The sequence below is a fragment of the Sandarakinorhabdus sp. genome, from assembly GCF_987265915.1.
In genome coordinates this window covers 2,862,029-2,877,557 of the sequence record NZ_OZ503948.1, presented here as the reverse complement: position 1 = coordinate 2,877,557, position 15,529 = coordinate 2,862,029, and the positions used below count along the sequence as shown (strand labels likewise).

Sequence of the window (15,529 nt, the reverse complement as noted above, 5' to 3'; positions counted from 1 at the left end):
GCGGGCGCATAATAATTTTCAGTGGCGGAGTCGGAGGGATTCGAACCCTCGGATCCAGTTACCCAGATCGGCAGTTTAGCAAACTACTGGTTTCAGCCACTCACCCACGACTCCGGACGAGACGGCGGCTATAGCCACTTGGCTGCGCGCTTGGCAACAGCTTTGCAAGGGCAGCCGCCGCTAATCAGCGCCCGACCGCCAGATAGGCAAAGCCGTGCCTGGCCATCTCGCTCGGGCGGTAGATGTTGCGCAGGTCGGCAATTGCCGGGGTCTTCATCACCGATTTGACCCGCGCCAGATCAAGCGCGCGGAACGCTTCCCATTCCGTCACGATGGCCGCGACGTCGGCGCCTTCCAGCGCTTCGTAGGGCGTGTTGAAATAGGCGACATTCTCCAGCACGAGTTGCGCCTGTTCGGTGCCTTCTGGATCATGCGCGCGGATGATGGCGCCGGCCTTTTGCAGTTCCTCGATGATGGCGATCGACGGCGCATCGCGCATGTCGTCGGTGTTGGGCTTGAAGGTCAGGCCGATGATCGCCACCGTCTTGCCGGCGACGCTGCCGCCCGCCAGGCGAATCACCTTTTGCGCCATGCGGCGCTTGCGATCCTCGTTCACCGCCGCCACGGTTTCGACAATGCGCACCGGCGAGTTGTAATCATGCGCGGTCTTGATCAGCGCCAGCGTATCCTTGGGGAAACAGCTGCCGCCATAGCCGGGGCCGGCGTGCAGGAATTTGCTGCCGATACGGCCATCCATGCCGATGCCGCGCGCCACATCCTGCACATTGCTGCCCACCGCTTCGCACAGATCGGCCATTTCGTTGATGAAGGTGATCTTGGTGGCGAGGAAGGCGTTGGCGGCATATTTGGTCACTTCCGCCGATCGGCGGCCCATGAACAACAGCGGCGACTGGTTGATAAACAAGGGCCGGTAAAGTTCGGTCATCACGGCGCGGGCGCGATCATCCTCGGTGCCGACGACGATGCGGTCCGGGTGCTTGAAATCGCCGATGGCGGCGCCTTCGCGCAGGAATTCCGGATTGGAGGCGACGGCGAAATCGGCATCGGGCCGTTCTTCGCGGATGATGCGGTCCACCTCGTCGCCGGTGCCGACGGGCACAGTGGATTTGTTCACCACGACCACATAGCCCTTGATGGCATGGGCGATTTCGCGGGCCGCGGCATAGACATAGGACAGATCGGCATGGCCATCGCCGCGCCGCGACGGGGTACCCACGGCGATGAACACCGCTTCGGCGCCTTCGATGCCGGCGGCCAGATCGGTGGTGAAGCTGAGCCGCCCGGCCTTGACATTGCTGGCGACCAGCGTGTCCAGCCCCGGCTCATAGATCGGCATGATATTGTTGTTCAGCCGCTCGATCTTGGAGGGATCCTTGTCCACACACACAACGGTGTGGCCGAAATCCGCAAAGCAGGCCCCCGATACCAATCCGACATAGCCTGAGCCGATCATGGCAATACGCATCGCAGAAATTCCCGGGCTGGCGTGAGGGATCGTGTGCTGCGGGTGCGGCTAGCACAGGGCAACCCTGCGCGCTACAATGGCAATCGCGATTTCGGCGGCCGGCTGGCTCAGCTTTGGTTCACATCGGGGCGGCCATGGCGGCAGAGGTTTTCCGGGAGCACGGCATGACAAGCAGGGCATTTTCCACCGCAGCGCCGCTGTTGTTGATGGCCATGATCGGCCGGCCGGCTTTCGCGCAAGTGGCGCCGACCGCGCCGGCCCAAACCCAGCCGCCCGCCCCGCCATCTGCCCAGCCGGCCACGCTGCCGCCCGCCACCGGGCCGGCCTATGCCGAGGATGATGTGCTCGGCGCGGCCGAAGATGTGTTCGGCAAGGGCGCCGAAGGCCTTGCCGAAATCGTGCGCAAGACATTCAAGGATCGCGGCCAGCCCAACGCCTATATCGTCGGCCGCGAGGTGGGCGGCGCCTTCGTCATCGGCTTGCGCTATGGCAGCGGCACGCTGTATCACAAGGTGGAAGGCCAGCGGAAAGTCCATTGGACCGGGCCATCGGTGGGCTTTGATTTCGGCGGCGACGGATCGAAGGTGTTCGCGCTGGTCTATCATCTCGATGATACCGAGGATTTGTTTCAACGCTTCCCGGCGGCCGAGGGCAAGGCCTATCTGATCGGCGGCTTCACCGCCAATTACATGCAGCGCGGCCGAATCGTGGTGGTGCCGATCAAACTGGGTGTGGGTGCGCGGCTTGGTTTGAACGGCGGCTATCTGCGGTTCAGCAAGAAGGGCCGGGTGCTGCCGTTCTGATGGGTTCGGCGGGGAAAAGCCGCTTTAACCCATATTGAAATTGCTCTGCTCCCGAAGCCGTTGCAACCGCGCCTCTGCCTTGATCGCCGCCATATCCATTGGAGCGGACGGCCCGCTGTCGAGGCCGTGCTGGATCTCACGACGCAGCGCAGCCAGTTTCTGCTCCTGCTTCATCCCGCAATCGCCCCCAGCAACGCCTCACCCGCACCCAAACGCCGGATATTCTCCATCAGCCGCTCCATGATGCGGCGGTTGATGTCGGGGTTGCTCCACGACACATGCGGGGTGATGCGGCAGCGGGCGTGGCTGAGCAGGGGATGGCTGGCCGGCAGCGGTTCGGGATCGGTGACATCCAGGCTGGCCCACAGCCGGCCCTTGTCCAGCTCGCTGAGCAACGCATCCTGATCGATCAGGCCGCCGCGCCCGACATTGATGATGTGCGCATCGGCCTTCATCCGGCCCAGTCGATCGGCGTTCAGCAGATGCAGCGTCGCCGGCGTGATCGGTGCAGCCAGCACCAGATGATCGGCGCGCGCCACCACCTCGTCCAGCGGCGCCACGTTGATCCACGGCTGCGGCGCCGGTGCGTTGCTGCCGCGCGAGGCGAGGATGTTCATGCCGAAGGCGTGGGCATAATGCGCGACCTGGGTGGCGATATTGCCCAGCCCAACCAGGCCCAGCGTGCGGCCGTGCAAGGTGCCGAGCGGCTTTTCGACGAACTGCTGGCGTTCCGGCCACGTGTCGTCCGGTTTCAGGGTGATGCTGGCCAGTTGCTTGGCGTGGGCCAGCATCACGGCCAGGGCATATTCGGCAATCGGAATGGCGGTGGTGCCCGATGCGCTGGCCGCGGTCGCTTCGAACAGCCAGGGCGGATAATCGTCGGCGCCGGCGCTGGCCAGTTGCACCAGTTTCACCGCGCCCGGCCAGCCGGCGGGGCGCGGCGCCGCCAGCGCCTGGGCGCGATCTTCGCCTTCGCCGTGTAGCACGAACAGCACATCGACATCGGTGGGCAGCGCCCATCGATCCGCCTGCGGCACATGGGTCGCCGATGTGACACCGGGCAAGCCGGCCAGCATCGCCGACATCGGCGGCGCGAATTGATGAGCGATGCGCATGTTCATTCCCCTTTTTCTGAACCCTAGCGGCAAGCGCGGCGGCTCGCTACAGGAGCATGTCTCTCACTTTGCCAAGGAAGGCTGCCATGGCCAGCATCACGATCACCACCCGCAGCGGCGAAGAGCGCGTGCTGCCCGCGCAAGTCGGCCTGAGCGTCATGGAAATCATCAAGGACGCCGGCATCGATGAGCTGCTGGCGCTGTGCGGCGGCTGCTGTTCGTGCGCCACTTGCCACGTGCATGTGGATGCCGCCGATATGGCGCGCACCGGCCCGGCCAATGCCGATGAAGCCGATCTGCTCGATTCGTCGGATCACAACCAGCCGAACAGCCGCCTGTCGTGCCAGATCCCGTTCACTGCCGCCCTGGACGGCCTGCGCGTCACCATCGCGCCGGAAGATTGAGCCGAGGCGTGACGGCGCACATCGCGGCGGCGTTTCGCCAGCAGGCGCAGTTTTGTGATGCCTTGCGGGCGCCGTTCACCGCCGCTGTGTGCCGGGCTGTGGCGGCGGGGATCGATCCCGCCAGCCTGACTGGCAAACGCCTGGCAGCCTGGCCGGGCGAACCGATGACCGATGCGCTGCCGATGCGGATGACCGGCGCGCTGAACTGGCTGGTGCGCGCCGGCCGGGTGCCCGCTTTGGCGGCCCAGTATCCGCCGGCACCGATGCCGGACGATGCGGCCCTGGTCGCGGCGTTGGCGGCTGTCGTTACCGATCCGGCCTGCGATGCCGCCATCGCGGATTTTCTGGGCAGCGCGCCGCAAACCAACGAAGTCGGCCGGGCCGGGGCGCTGTTGCCCGGCCTGTTGGTGGTTGCCGCGCACACCGGCCTGCCCTTGTCGCTGGTGGAACTGGGGGCCAGCGCCGGCCTCAATCTCAACATGGACCGGTTTTGCAGCGATCTGGGCGGTGTCGTGATGGGCGATCCGGGCAGCGCGGTGCGCATTGCGCCGGCATGGACCGGGCCGCCGCCGCCGGCCACCCGGATCGAGATTGCCGCGCGCCACGGCGTCGATCTGGCGCCGCTCGATGTCGCGGATGCGGCGGTGGCAGAGCGCTTGCTGGCCTTCATCTGGCCCGATCAACCGGAACGACTGGCGCGCACCGCCGCCGCCATCGCGCTGGCCCGGCAGTGGCCGCCATGTTTGGCGGCAGCAGATGCGGCAGACTGGCTGGAACAGCAGCTGGCGTTGACCGCCGGCGTCACCACGGTGGTTTATCACAGCATCGCCTTCCAATATTTCCCACCCGCCGGCCAGCAGCGCGTCATTGATCGGCTGGAAGCGCTTGGCCGTACCGCCACGCCAGATGCGCCCCTGGCCTGGCTGCGGCTGGAAATGGACGATCCGGCCCAGCCCGCCACCCCCACCATTCGCCTGCGCCTGTGGCGTGGTGGTGTGGCCGAAGAACAGTTGCTCGGCCACGCGCATGCCCATGGCGCCTTTGTGCGGTGGGGCGCTTGATGGCGATCGTGCTGGCATCGGCCAGTCCGCGCCGGCTCGATCTGCTCGCTCGCCTGGGGCTGGTACCGGCGGCGGTGGACCCGGCCGAGATCGACGAAACCCCGGGCAAAACCGAACGCCCCGGCGACCACGCCCGCCGGCTGGCGCGGGAAAAGGCACTGGCGGTGGCGCCGCGCCATGCCGGCAAGATCGTGCTGGCTGCGGACACGGTGGTGGCCGTGGGCCGGCGCATCCTGCCCAAGGCCGAAGACGAAGCCACGGCGCGCGCCTGCCTGGCGCTGCTGTCCGGCCGGCGGCACCTTGTGTTGACCGCGGTGGCTGTGGTGGATGCGGGCGGGTGCTTGCGCGAACGGTTGAGCGAGACGGTGGTGACCTTTCAACGGTTGACGGACGCCGATATCGATTGGCTGATCGCGCGCGGCGATTGGCAGGGCAAGGCTGGTGGCTATGCCATCCAGGGCGCGGCGGAGGCCTTCGTGCGCAATCTTTCGGGCAGTTTTTCCGGCGTGGTCGGGCTGCCGCTGAACGACACGCGCCTGTTGCTGGCGGCGAGCGGCTGGACCCTGTGACGGCGCTGATCGAGCCGGCCCCCGGCGCGGCGCGGGCGCTGCTGCTGGAGGGCGATCGCGTGGTGGAGGCCCATCTGCGCCGCAGCGACGTGGCGCTGCCATTCGGGCTGGTCGCGCCGGCGCAGTTGCTGCGCCGCGATGCCGGCCACGCGGTGGTGCGAATCGCCGGCGAAGAGGCGCTGCTCATCCCGCGCCCGGCCGATTGGCATGAAGGCCAGACCAGGCTCGCCCAGGTGGTGCGCGAAACCCGAAGTGACGGCGCGCGCGACAAGCAGGCGCGGGTGGTGGCCCATGATGGCCCGGCGAACCCTGCGCCGGCGCTGGCCGATTCGTTCGAACAGCCGACTCTGATATCGCCCTTCGGCCCGGACCACTTAAGCGAATCCGGCTGGGATGCGGTGGTGGAACAGGCGGTGACCGGTGTGATCGATTTTCCCGGCGGCCGCCTGTTGATGGCGCCGACACCGGGCATGCTGGTGATCGATGTCGATGGCCCCGGCGATCCCGGCCGGCTGGCCGAGGCCGCTGGCATCGCGGTTGCCGCCGCGATTCGCCGCCATGGGATCGGCGGCCCGGTGGTGGTGGATTTCCCCTCGCTCGGCGGCCGGGCTGCCCGCGCAGGCGTGGATGCGCTGCTGGCCGCCCATCTGCCGACCCCGTTTGAAAAGACCGCCATGAACGGCTTTGGCCTGGTGCAGATCATCCGGCCGCGCGGGCGCCTGTCCTTGCTGGAGGAGGCACGGCGGCCCGGCTTTGCCGCGCTGGAGCTGCTGCGCCGCGCCATGCGCTTGACGGGCGCCGTCACCATCAGCGGGCCACCAGCGCTGCATGATTGGCTGGGCGCGCGGCCGGCGCTGATCGCCGATCTGGCGCGGATCACCGGTGGCCGTGTGGCCTTGCAACAGGGAGAGATGGCGCATGTCCAGCAAGGTTGATCCGCCCAAGGCATCTGCTCCGCGCGCTTGCGTCTATTGCCGCAAGCAGCCCGCAGTGGCGGCGTTCAAGCCCTTTTGTTCGGAAGGCTGCCGCAGCCGCGACCTGAATGCCTGGCTGTCCGACGTCTATGTCATCCCCGGCAAGACAGGCGAGGACGAACTTTCTGACGTCTCGGCGCTGGACAACGGCGAACAGGCTGGCTAATTGCCATCCTCCCACGCCGGCCACCCCGCCGCGCGCACCGTGGGCCCGGGTAGCTCAGGGGTAGAGCAGGGGATTGAAAATCCCCGTGTCGGTGGTTCAAATCCGCCCCCGGGCACCATTCCAGCCAAACTCTTTCAACTGGCTGGTTTTCAATGACAACTAGACGTTCACTGCATCACATGCCGAATCTATCGTCTTCAGATTGTCACGGCGCTCTGGGTCCGCGAATTGGCAAGATCGCCAGCGATGGCCGCTGGATGTGCCGTTGATCCTGCTTGGAGAACTCGCGGCATCAACGGACGAGGGGGGAGATGCTGACAGCAAGCTCTGGGTCCTGCGAGAGCATCGGCGGCCAACTTACTTCTATCTCTGGTGAAAATCACACCTTTTGCGCGGGTCAAGCAGTTCTATTGCGAGATTGGAGCGTCAAGGAGCGACTGAAAGTGTCAGTACGCGAAAATGCAGTTGCCCGATGCCGTCCCACGCGGCTATCGTGCCCTGAACCGGCGTTCTCTTTAGGGCTTTCTGGGAACTGTTGGATAATAGATTTTCGAATGTTTGCTTGAGGAGTGCGATGATCAAACTGTTGTTCATGTTTGCTGTGATGGCTGCCAATGCCGCCCGCGCAGAAGATTTCCGCTCTAGATCGACCGCTGTCGGAATCGCTGCAAGCTGTCCCGATGCGCCGCTGACTGGTCCTTGTCCCTCGGTTCCTAATACCATTCCGGTGGAGATTATTGGTGATTACCCTCATAGTCAGATTTTCCGATCGAACGATTCAGGACTCTATGCGAAAGTAGCACTTTTCGAAGACTTTGCTGACGGCGGTGGGGAGGTTCTCGGTGCCAATATTGGCGGCGTGCTATTGCCGGTGCTGCGTACGTACGCATGGACGGCGGCAGGCGAGGCCGGACGTTTCAGTGTTGGCTTTGGGTCAGCAAGTGCCCTCTACGCCTACACATTTTACGGCCCTGAAGCCGTGGCGTTTCCCCTGGTCGGCAACCTCGATTTCAATATACACTTCTTGCCGATCAATTTCGCGGATCCGTTTGGTCCGGGGTCTTTCCCTTACAGCGCCGGTGCCGTGGAAGTTCGGCTCGCCGTCTTCACACCCGAATTTTATTCGGGCCAGTTTCTTTTTCCTGAAGCGATTGCCTGCGGCGTCGGTGGTGTGGTTGCCTCCAATATGACGTCGATTACCCGCGGCGGCTTTGCGAGCGGCGGTTTACCCCAATTCGTGTCAGCAACAGTCGACGCATCGACTCGATGCGACGGCAGCCCGCTTATGCTCAACCCCGGTGACAGATTCTATCTGCACGCCTTTGTAAGCGCCTATTCGCAGCGCGGTGCTATCGTCGACGCAACAAACACTTTCCGTGTCGACCTTGCCACCGGCACGCCGGATACGCTGCGACAACAAATTTTGGGTGGGTTGGAGATCTCCAATGTGCCGGAGCCAGCCAGCTGGGCCATGATGATTATTGGCTTTGGCTTCGTCGGCACTACCGCGCGCCTCCAAGCGCGGCGGCATGCTTTCCAAGCTTGAACAGAGACGTGGCTAGCTTTCTGGGAGTGGGCAACACATGGTGCCAAAAGGCATCCTACAGCCGCACCTTGGGAAACCCCGCCCACACCGAGTCACAATGCGGCTGGGCTGCATCCATACCCGCATTGCTGACCCAGCACAGCCAGCAGCTTTCGATCATCAATGACACGGTGTCGGCTATCTGGTGCGGCTTGAGGTCGGCGGCGCTCGTCGCCTGCCAGTTCGCGACGTCGGTGCCGTGTGCGCTCACAATGTTGAGCAGCGAGACGCTGCTGGGAGCAAAGCCGAACATCTCTCTGATTCGGAGCCGAGATAGCGTCTGCATGGCGCGCAGTGCTCCCATCGTGCCACACAACTGTCCGCAAGGCGTTTTGTAATTTTTTGAAAATATACGCGAATCCGGAGCGATGTTCTTGTCCGCCTCCGGGCACCATTTTCCTTCCCATTGCCCGCAGCTTGCGCCATTGCGCTGGCCATGAACCTCGCTCGCTTCCCTCGCCGCCGCTACACCCCCGGTTTCACGCCGCTCGAACCGCTGCCGCGCTTGTCTGCCGCGCTGGGCGGGGCGGAATTGTGGATCAAGCGGGATGACCTGCTCGGCCTGGCTGGCGGCGGCAACAAGACGCGCAAGCTGGAATTTCTGGTCGCCGATGCGCTGGCCAAGGGCGCCGACACGCTGATCACGGTGGGCGCGCCGCAGAGCAATCACTGCCGGCTCACCCTGGCCGCCGCTGCCAAGGAAGGCTTGAAGTGCCGGCTGGTGATCGAAGAGCGGGTGCCGGGCAGCTATGCCGAAGATGCGCTGGGCAACAATCTGCTGTTCGATCTGATGGGCGCCGCCAATGTGCGCATGGTCAAGGCCGGTGCCGATCTGGCGGCCGAGATGGCAGCGGATGCGGCGGCCGTCACCGCGGCGGGCGGGCGGCCCTATGTGATCGTTGGCGGCGGGTCGTCACCGCTGGGCGCGCTCGGCTATGCCGCCTGCGCGCAGGAAATCATGGACCAGAGCTTCGAGATGGGCGTGGCCTTCGATCGCATCGTGGTGGCATCGGGCAGCGCCGGCACTCATTCGGGGCTGGTCGCCGGGCTGGTGGCGCTGAACGCCGGCATTCCGGTGACCGGCATCAACGTGCGCCGGCAACGCGCCGAACAGGAAGCCAATGTGCTGCGCCTGGCGCAGGCCACCGCCGATCTGCTGGGCACCCCGCAGCCAGTGGCGGCCGATATTGTCTGCCTGGATGAATGGGTTGGCCCCGGCTATTCGCTGCCCACCCGCGACATGGTGGCGGCGGTGCGGCAGTTGGCGGCGCAGGAAGGCATTTTGCTCGATCCGGTCTACAGCGGCAAGGCCATGGCCGGGTTGATCGATCTGGTGCGCGATGGCCGCATCGCGGCGGGTGAACGCGTGCTGTTCCTGCACACCGGCGGCTCGCCCAGCCTGTCGGCCTTTGCCAATGTGTTGCGCGATCCCGCACTGAACTGATGCCCGGCTGGCGCACCATCGGCGTCATCGGCGGCATGGGGCCGGCGGCAACAGCCGATTTTCTGGCCCGGTTGGTGGCGGGCGTGGCCGCCACCCACGACACGGATCATCCCCGCGTGCTGATCGACAGCAATCCGCATGTGCCGGATCGCAATGCCGCGGTGCGCGGCGCTGTCCCGTCGCCCGGCCCGACGCTGGCCGCCATGGCGCAGGCGTTGGTGGCGCAGGGCGCCCAGATTTTGGCAATGCCGTGCAATGCTGCCCATGGCTGGGCCGATGCGATTGATGCCGGCGTGCCGTTCGTGTCGATGATCGATGCCGCGCTGGCCGAAGCGCTTGGCCATCGCCCGCGCCGCATCGGCGTGCTGGCGGTGGGTGCAACGCTGGCGCTCGATCTTTATGGCCGCGCCAGCCTCGTGCCGGTGATCGACGGCGATCTGGCCGTGGTGCAGCGGTGCGTGAACGCCATCAAGGCCGGGGACCGCAGCGATGCGGTGCGCGCCGCGCTGGCCGGCGAAGCGGCCCGGTTGGCGCTGACCTGCGATGTGATCATTGCGGCCTGTACCGAAGTGCCGCTGCTGTTGCGCCAGGCCGATGTGGCCGTGCCGCTGATCGATTTCGACCGCAGCACTGGCCCGCGCGACATTGGCGGCTGCGGCATTGCCCGATATGGAGAGGCCATGACCCAGACCATCGCCGCCGTGCTCGACACCATGGGCGCTGCCCGCCCCTATGCCACCTCGCGGCCGCTCCGGCTGGTGACGCTCGATCTGGCGCCGCCCGGCCCCGGCGAGCTGCTGGTTCGCATCGAGGCCGCCGGCCTGTGCCACAGCGATCTTTCGGTGGTGAACGCCGATCGCCCGCGGCCGATGCCGATGGCGCTGGGCCATGAAGCGGTCGCGCGGGTCGAGGCCGCCGGGCCCGGCACGCGCTTGCCGCCGGGGGCGCGCGTCGTCATGGCGTTCCTGCCGGCGTGCGGCCATTGCACAGCCTGCCACAGCGGCGAATCCTGGCTGTGCCCCAATGGCGCGGCAGCAAACGGCAAGGGCGAATTGCTCGGCGGCGGCTTTCGCCTGTCGGAATGCGGACATGCCGTGCACCATCATCTCGGCCTGTCGGCCTTTGCCAGCCATGCGGTGATCGATGAGCGCAGCTGCGTGGCTATCGATGATGACATTCCCGCCGAGATCGCCGCATTGTTCGGCTGCGCCGTGCTCACCGGGGTGGGCGCGGTGTTCAATTCGGCGGTGGTGCGCCCCGGCGAAAGCGTCGCCATCTGGGGCCTGGGCGGGGTTGGCCTGGCCGCGTTGATGGGTGCGATTGCCGCCGGCGCCGAACCGGTGATCGCCATCGATCCGGTCGCGGAAAAACGCGCGCTGGCGCTGGCGCTGGGCGCGCGCGCCGCCGTTGCCCCCGAAGACGCTGCCGCGGCCTTTGCCACCCACGGGAGCCCGCGCGTCGCCATCGAAAGCGTCGGCAGCGGCAAGGTGCTGGCCGAGGCCTTCCGCACCGCGGCGCGCGGCGGGCGCATTGTTACCGTCGGACTGCCCAACCCGGCTGACCCCTTCACCATCCCCGCCGTGCAGCCGGTGGCGGAGGCCAAGACGCTGATCGGCAGCTACATGGGGTCGGCGGTGCCGGCGCGCGACATTCCGCGCTATATCGCGCTGTGGCGTGCTGGGCGCCTGCCGGTGGAGCGGCTGCTGACCGGGGTGCGGCCCATGAGCGAGATCAACGACGCGCTCGATGCGTTGGCCAGTGGCCAAGCGGTGCGCCAGATCTTGATCCCCTGATGCTGGCCCCCATGCTGGCCTTCTGGGTGGCGGCCGGGGCGGTGCTGGGGTTGATTGCCGGCAGTTTCCTGGCGCTGCTCACCTGGCGCTGGCCGCAGGGGCTGGCCATCACCGGGCGGTCGCACTGCGATGCATGCGGCACGGGTTTGGGGCCGTTGCAACTGGTGCCGGTGCTGTCCTTTCTGGCCCAGCGCGGCCGCTGTGCGCGCTGCGGCGCGGCCATTGCCCCGCGCCATCTCGCCATTGAACTGGCGGCGGCCGCCATTGGTGCGGTGCTGCTGTGGCGCTGGCCGGGGCTGGACGGCCTCGCGCTGGCCGGTGCCGGCTGGTGGCTTTTGACGCTGATCATCCTTGATGCCGAGCATCAGTGGTTGCCGGACGTGCTGACCTTGCCGTTGATCCCGGTGGCCTTCTTGCTTCCCGGCCCGCCGTTGGGCGAGCGGCTGTGGGGGGCCGGGCTGGGCTTTGCCGGGCTGTGGCTGATCGGTGCGGCCTATCGTTGGTGGCGCGGGCATGATGGCCTGGGCGGCGGCGATCCCAAGCTGCTGGCCGGGCTGGGGGCCATGCTGGGGGTGTGGGCCTTGCCGCTGCTGATCAGCGCGGCGGCCGGGGTTGGCTTGGGGCTGGCCGGCTGGGATGCGCTGCGTGGCCGCAACGTGACGGGCATGACGCGGCTGCCCTTCGGCGCACTGCTTGCTGGGGTGGCGTTGATCGGCCTGTGGATCGGGCCAGGCTGGAAGGAGCTGCTGCGATGAGCCATTTTGCCGGTGCCCAGCGCTTGCCCGACAAGCGCGTGGAGCTGTTGCAGAAGAAGAAGTTCCTCACGGCGGATGAATGTGCCGGGCTGGTCGCGTTGATCGATGTGCATCGCCGGCCTTCGACCATCACCGATGCCTATGGCGCGTCGCCCGATTTCCGCACCAGCGAGACGGCCGATCTGCCGCCCGATGATGCGCTGGTCGGCAGCGTCTTTCGCCGGCTGGCGGATTATGCCGGCCTGCCGCTGGCCCATGCGGAAGCTTTGCAGGGCCAGCGCTATGCCCCCGGCCAGCAGTTCCAGATGCACACCGACTATTTCGAGCCGACCGGCCTCGATTTTTACCCGCACACCGAAGACGGCGGCCAGCGCACCTGGACGATGATGGTCTATCTGAACCAGCCCGATGCCGGCGGTGCGACGCGGTTCCAGCATCTGAACAAATTGTTCCAGCCGGAAACCGGCAAGTTGCTGGCCTGGAACAATTGCTTGCCCGATGGCACGCCGAATCCGGCCACGCTGCACGCCGGCCTGCCGGTGCGCGCCGGCACCAAATATATCATCACCGCCTGGTTTCGCGACCGGCCGCGCCGGACGCCGCCGGTGGTTTGAACACAAAACCGCCGGCGCTGTTGCCAGTGCCGGCGGCTTGTACGTCAAAAGGCTCAGAACTTGGCCGAAACACTCGCCTGGAAGGTGCGACCCAGCACATAGGTGTTGGTGTCGATCCGGCTGGCATTCAGGGTCTGATATTCCTGATAACGCGTATTGGTCAGGTTGCGGCCTTCCAGCTTGGCTTCGATCTCGTGGCCGAAGACCTTGAAGCCCTGGCGGATGACCAGATCGAGCCGGATGCCGGGCTTTTCGATCAGATCGGGCTGACCGGCCGGGCCGCGGAAGGCGGCGCGGGTGCTGGCATAGTTGAACAGCAACGTCTGTTCCGACAGGCCGTCTTCATCCTGGAAGCCCAGTTGCAGGTTCACCAGATGATCGGACTGGCCAGTGAGCGGGCGGCCATCGAGGAAGATGTCCGTGGCCGGCACGACCGCGCCCGAGAGCGGGAAACGGGTCGTATCGCCGGCCTTCACCTGGATCTTCGAATCGGTGTAGGTGTAGTTGGCCGAGATGAAGAAGCGGCGGCTGTCGAAGAAATCGCCCCAACCGGCCAGATCGAAATATTTCACCGCTTCGATTTCGGCGCCATACAGCTGGGCCTTCGGCGCGTTGGCGAAGGTCGTCTGGAACGTGCCGCCCTGCACGAAGGCAATGGCATCGATCGGGTTCTTGATGTCCTTGTAGAAGGCACCCACCGACAATTTCTCGTCGCGGCCGAAATACCATTCATAGCGCGCTTCGGCGTTGATCAGTTCCGAATTGGTCAGGAACTGGTTGCCAAAGCTGAGACGGTCGCTTTCGGTATCGAAATAGGGCTGCGGCGCCAGTTCACGGAACTGCGGCCGGGCGATGGTTTTGGACACCGCAAAGCGCAGTTGCATGTCGGCCATGAAATTCCAGGTCAGGGTCGCCGCCGGCAGCCAATAACCGCGGTTGATGTTGGTCGGCGTGTTGAAGGCCGAACCCGGATTGCTGTTGAACACGTCAACCGGCGTCACATTCTGGCGGCCGCTTTCATAACGGATGCCACCAACGATCTGCACACCATCGGTCGGTTCCATCTCCACCTGGGCATAGCCGGCCTGGGTGGTCAGCGCCGCCTCATAGCGCGGCGACACGGTGGAGACCGACTGGAGAGCGATGCCGTAGGTGTAGACGTTGAAGTCTGACAGCAGGAAATCCGGCCGCTGCTGGGTCACGCCACCGGGCAGCGCCGCGTTGGTTTGATAGCGATAATCAAAGCGTTCGGAACTGCGATCGGATTTCGTATAGGCATAGCCGCCGGTGAAACGCACCGGGAAGGCACCATCGCGCACCCGGTAACCAAGATCGATCCCGCCAGCGAGGACGTTTTCATTGAGGCGGCTGAACGCCACCGTGCTGGCCTGACCCGGCGAACGCAGATCGTTGACGAAATCGTTGAACTGCGCCGAGAAGGCATAGTTGTTGTTGCGTTCATAAGGCGACAAACGCTTGGTGTTGGCATAGGTGCCGCGCAGTTCCAGCGTGAGATTGTCCCACTTGAACTCGCCAACCAGCTGCGTGTCGATCAACTGGCGGCGGAACAGCGCGGTGGCGTTGCGCTGCAGCAGGCGATCGCCGCCGACGTTGATATCGTCGGTGCCGGCCTGGATGCGGGCTTCCTTGATGGTGTCGTTCACATACAGGTTCGAAAAGCGGACCTTGTGATCACCAAATTCGGCGCCAACGCTGAACAGGCCGTTCAAGACGCTGCGGAATTCGGTGGAGGCGAAGTTGAAATCCTGATCGGCGTTCAGCTGGCGCTGGCCACCGGTGCCAACCGCGACACCGCCCGACAATTGCTGCTTGCCGGCCTTGGTCTGCCAATCGTTGGAGAAACCGGCGGCAAACACGAACCCGATGCGACCATCGCCAATATCCCAGGCGCGGCCACCCGACATGTTGGCGCCCCAGTTCACCGGGATATTGTCGTTGCGGAAAATCACATTGGTTTCGGCATTGGTCAGCGACGCGGTGATCGTCTGCAGCTGACTCAGCGTGTAATTGCTGCCGACTGCCAGCGCCTTGCCGCTGTCCTGGCTGGCGCGCAGGCCGGCCGGCAGATTGCGGACGCCGCTGTCAAAGCCGGTCCAATCGGTGGTGCCGCCGGCATAGACATAGCCGAGCTGCCCGGTGGTGGCGGTGTTGGCGCCGATGCTGCCGCCCACGGTGAAGAAGGCTTCCTTGGGCACGGCACGAGTGGTCAGGTTGATGACACCGCCGCCGAATTCACCGGGGAAGTTCACCGAATAGCTTTTCTGGACGATCGAGGAGGCCAGCACCGAGGTCGGGAACAGATCGAGCGGCACCACGCGGCGCAGCGGGTCCGGCGACGGGATCGGCAGGCCGTTCAGCAGCGCCAGCGAATAGCGTTCGCCCAGGCCGCGGACATAGACATAGCGACCACCCACCACCGACAGGCCGGTGACGCGCTTGAGGGCACCAGCGATGTCGCCTTCGCCGGTCCGGGCAATATCGGCCTGGCTCAGCACCGACACCACTTCACGGCTGAGCCGCACGGTGTTGGGGATACGGCGACCGATGACAACGATCTCGCTGCCACCGCCGCCAGGAATGGAAACGTCAACCGGCTCTTCTTCGGGCACGGCGGCGTCGGCAGCAGCGGGCGGTGCCGGCGGCGCGGCAGGCGGTGCCGCCTGCGCAAACGCTGGCGCGGCGATGCCGGCCAGCATGGTGGTGGAAAGCAGGATGTGCAGCGGCTTTGGCATGTTCATG

General features: G+C 65.5%; 16 protein-coding genes and 2 tRNA genes. 12 read left to right on the top strand and 6 right to left on the bottom strand.

The window, feature by feature from the left end; translation table 11 throughout:
- Positions 1-22: 22 nt before the first annotated feature.
- Together AC6UUM_RS13730 and AC6UUM_RS13725 are read right to left on the bottom strand one after the other, a co-directional pair.
- Positions 23-114 (bottom strand) — tRNA-Ser (locus AC6UUM_RS13730).
- Between the two features lie 70 nt (positions 115-184).
- The gene (locus AC6UUM_RS13725) at positions 185-1,486 is read right to left on the bottom strand and encodes a UDP-glucose dehydrogenase family protein (RefSeq protein ID WP_500802827.1); all 1,302 of its coding nucleotides are present in this window, start codon (positions 1,484-1,486) and stop codon (positions 185-187) included.
- A 164-nt stretch (positions 1,487-1,650) separates the two neighbouring features.
- On the opposite strand from AC6UUM_RS13725, the gene AC6UUM_RS13720 reads away from it, so the two are divergent.
- On the top strand, positions 1,651-2,289 hold the full coding sequence (locus AC6UUM_RS13720; protein ID WP_500802826.1) for a DUF1134 domain-containing protein: 639 nt from the start codon (positions 1,651-1,653) through the stop codon (positions 2,287-2,289).
- Between the two features lie 24 nt (positions 2,290-2,313).
- On the opposite strand, the gene AC6UUM_RS13715 is transcribed toward AC6UUM_RS13720, so the two are convergent.
- The gene (locus AC6UUM_RS13715; RefSeq protein ID WP_500802825.1) at positions 2,314-2,463 is read right to left on the bottom strand and encodes a hypothetical protein; all 150 of its coding nucleotides are present in this window, start codon (positions 2,461-2,463) and stop codon (positions 2,314-2,316) included.
- The gene (locus AC6UUM_RS13710; RefSeq protein ID WP_500802824.1) at positions 2,460-3,404 is read right to left on the bottom strand and encodes an NAD(P)-dependent oxidoreductase; all 945 of its coding nucleotides are present in this window, start codon (positions 3,402-3,404) and stop codon (positions 2,460-2,462) included. Before AC6UUM_RS13710 ends, AC6UUM_RS13715 begins: the two co-directional genes overlap by 4 nt.
- Positions 3,405-3,490: 86 nt before the next feature.
- Here AC6UUM_RS13710 and AC6UUM_RS13705 point away from each other — a divergent pair, with 86 nt between their 5' ends.
- The 7 genes from AC6UUM_RS13705 (at position 3,491) to AC6UUM_RS13675 (ending at position 8,124) form a co-directional block, all read left to right on the top strand.
- Positions 3,491-3,808: a 2Fe-2S iron-sulfur cluster-binding protein gene (locus AC6UUM_RS13705; protein ID WP_500802823.1), complete on the top strand. Its 318-nt coding sequence runs from the start codon at positions 3,491-3,493 to the stop codon at positions 3,806-3,808.
- Between the two features lie 8 nt (positions 3,809-3,816).
- The gene (locus tag AC6UUM_RS13700) at positions 3,817-4,869 is read left to right on the top strand and encodes a DUF2332 domain-containing protein (protein ID WP_500802822.1); all 1,053 of its coding nucleotides are present in this window, start codon (positions 3,817-3,819) and stop codon (positions 4,867-4,869) included.
- Positions 4,869-5,438 (top strand): Maf family protein, encoded by a 570-nt coding sequence (locus AC6UUM_RS13695; RefSeq protein ID WP_500802821.1) that lies wholly within the window; start codon positions 4,869-4,871, stop codon positions 5,436-5,438. Before AC6UUM_RS13700 ends, AC6UUM_RS13695 begins: the two co-directional genes overlap by 1 nt.
- Entirely contained in the window at positions 5,435-6,373 is a 939-nt protein-coding gene (locus AC6UUM_RS13690; RefSeq protein WP_500802820.1) for a ribonuclease, read from the top strand. Before AC6UUM_RS13695 ends, AC6UUM_RS13690 begins: the two co-directional genes overlap by 4 nt.
- On the top strand, positions 6,357-6,578 hold the full coding sequence (gene yacG / locus AC6UUM_RS13685; protein WP_500802819.1) for a DNA gyrase inhibitor YacG: 222 nt from the start codon (positions 6,357-6,359) through the stop codon (positions 6,576-6,578). Before AC6UUM_RS13690 ends, yacG begins: the two co-directional genes overlap by 17 nt.
- 43 nt (positions 6,579-6,621) lie before the next feature.
- Positions 6,622-6,696, top strand: a tRNA-Phe gene (locus AC6UUM_RS13680).
- A 456-nt stretch (positions 6,697-7,152) separates the two neighbouring features.
- Positions 7,153-8,124 (top strand): PEPxxWA-CTERM sorting domain-containing protein, encoded by a 972-nt coding sequence (locus tag AC6UUM_RS13675; RefSeq protein ID WP_500802818.1) that lies wholly within the window; start codon positions 7,153-7,155, stop codon positions 8,122-8,124.
- A gap of 55 nt (positions 8,125-8,179) precedes the next feature.
- Here the strand turns inward: AC6UUM_RS13675 and AC6UUM_RS13670 are convergent, their stop codons facing one another.
- Complete coding sequence (locus AC6UUM_RS13670; protein ID WP_500802817.1) at positions 8,180-8,467, bottom strand: homogentisate 1,2-dioxygenase domain-containing protein; 288 nt, start codon at positions 8,465-8,467, stop codon at positions 8,180-8,182.
- Between the two features lie 132 nt (positions 8,468-8,599).
- Between AC6UUM_RS13670 and cuyA the strand changes: the two genes are divergently transcribed.
- Genes cuyA through AC6UUM_RS13650 form a run of 4 tightly spaced genes read left to right on the top strand, consistent with a single transcriptional unit; the run spans position 8,600 to position 12,769 of the window.
- Positions 8,600-9,607: a D-cysteate sulfo-lyase gene (gene cuyA / locus AC6UUM_RS13665; RefSeq protein ID WP_500802816.1), complete on the top strand. Its 1,008-nt coding sequence runs from the start codon at positions 8,600-8,602 to the stop codon at positions 9,605-9,607.
- Positions 9,607-11,400: a cysteate racemase gene (gene cuyB / locus AC6UUM_RS13660; protein ID WP_500802815.1), complete on the top strand. Its 1,794-nt coding sequence runs from the start codon at positions 9,607-9,609 to the stop codon at positions 11,398-11,400. The genes cuyA and cuyB overlap by 1 nt, the downstream gene beginning before the upstream one ends.
- Positions 11,400-12,155 (top strand): prepilin peptidase, encoded by a 756-nt coding sequence (locus AC6UUM_RS13655; RefSeq protein WP_500802814.1) that lies wholly within the window; start codon positions 11,400-11,402, stop codon positions 12,153-12,155. Before cuyB ends, AC6UUM_RS13655 begins: the two co-directional genes overlap by 1 nt.
- A complete protein-coding gene (locus tag AC6UUM_RS13650) occupies positions 12,152-12,769 on the top strand; it encodes a prolyl hydroxylase family protein (protein WP_500802813.1) in 618 nt (205 codons plus the stop codon). Before AC6UUM_RS13655 ends, AC6UUM_RS13650 begins: the two co-directional genes overlap by 4 nt.
- A 53-nt stretch (positions 12,770-12,822) precedes the next feature.
- Here the strand turns inward: AC6UUM_RS13650 and AC6UUM_RS13645 are convergent, their stop codons facing one another.
- The gene (locus AC6UUM_RS13645; protein ID WP_500802812.1) at positions 12,823-15,528 is read right to left on the bottom strand and encodes a TonB-dependent receptor domain-containing protein; all 2,706 of its coding nucleotides are present in this window, start codon (positions 15,526-15,528) and stop codon (positions 12,823-12,825) included.
- Between the last annotated feature and the right edge of the window lies 1 nt (position 15,529).

Bases quoted from the DNA above. Each gene is read 5' to 3' on its own strand.
- AC6UUM_RS13715 (WP_500802825.1), bottom strand. From the start codon at position 2,463: ATGAAGCAGGAGCAGAAACTGGCTGCGCTGCGTCGTGAGATCCAGCAC.
- AC6UUM_RS13645 (WP_500802812.1), bottom strand. From the start codon at position 15,528: ATGAACATGCCAAAGCCGCTGCACATCCTGCTTTCCACCACCATGCTG.
- AC6UUM_RS13675 (WP_500802818.1), top strand. From the start codon at position 7,153: ATGATCAAACTGTTGTTCATGTTTGCTGTGATGGCTGCCAATGCCGCC.
- AC6UUM_RS13695 (WP_500802821.1), top strand. From the start codon at position 4,869: ATGGCGATCGTGCTGGCATCGGCCAGTCCGCGCCGGCTCGATCTGCTC.
- AC6UUM_RS13670 (WP_500802817.1), bottom strand. From the start codon at position 8,467: ATGGGAGCACTGCGCGCCATGCAGACGCTATCTCGGCTCCGAATCAGA.
- AC6UUM_RS13710 (WP_500802824.1), bottom strand. From the start codon at position 3,404: ATGCGCATCGCTCATCAATTCGCGCCGCCGATGTCGGCGATGCTGGCC.
- AC6UUM_RS13720 (WP_500802826.1), top strand. From the start codon at position 1,651: ATGACAAGCAGGGCATTTTCCACCGCAGCGCCGCTGTTGTTGATGGCC.
- AC6UUM_RS13655 (WP_500802814.1), top strand. From the start codon at position 11,400: ATGCTGGCCCCCATGCTGGCCTTCTGGGTGGCGGCCGGGGCGGTGCTG.
- cuyA (WP_500802816.1), top strand. From the start codon at position 8,600: ATGAACCTCGCTCGCTTCCCTCGCCGCCGCTACACCCCCGGTTTCACG.
- cuyB (WP_500802815.1), top strand. From the start codon at position 9,607: ATGCCCGGCTGGCGCACCATCGGCGTCATCGGCGGCATGGGGCCGGCG.
- yacG (WP_500802819.1), top strand. From the start codon at position 6,357: ATGTCCAGCAAGGTTGATCCGCCCAAGGCATCTGCTCCGCGCGCTTGC.
- AC6UUM_RS13705 (WP_500802823.1), top strand. From the start codon at position 3,491: ATGGCCAGCATCACGATCACCACCCGCAGCGGCGAAGAGCGCGTGCTG.
- AC6UUM_RS13725 (WP_500802827.1), bottom strand. From the start codon at position 1,486: ATGCGTATTGCCATGATCGGCTCAGGCTATGTCGGATTGGTATCGGGG.
- AC6UUM_RS13650 (WP_500802813.1), top strand. From the start codon at position 12,152: ATGAGCCATTTTGCCGGTGCCCAGCGCTTGCCCGACAAGCGCGTGGAG.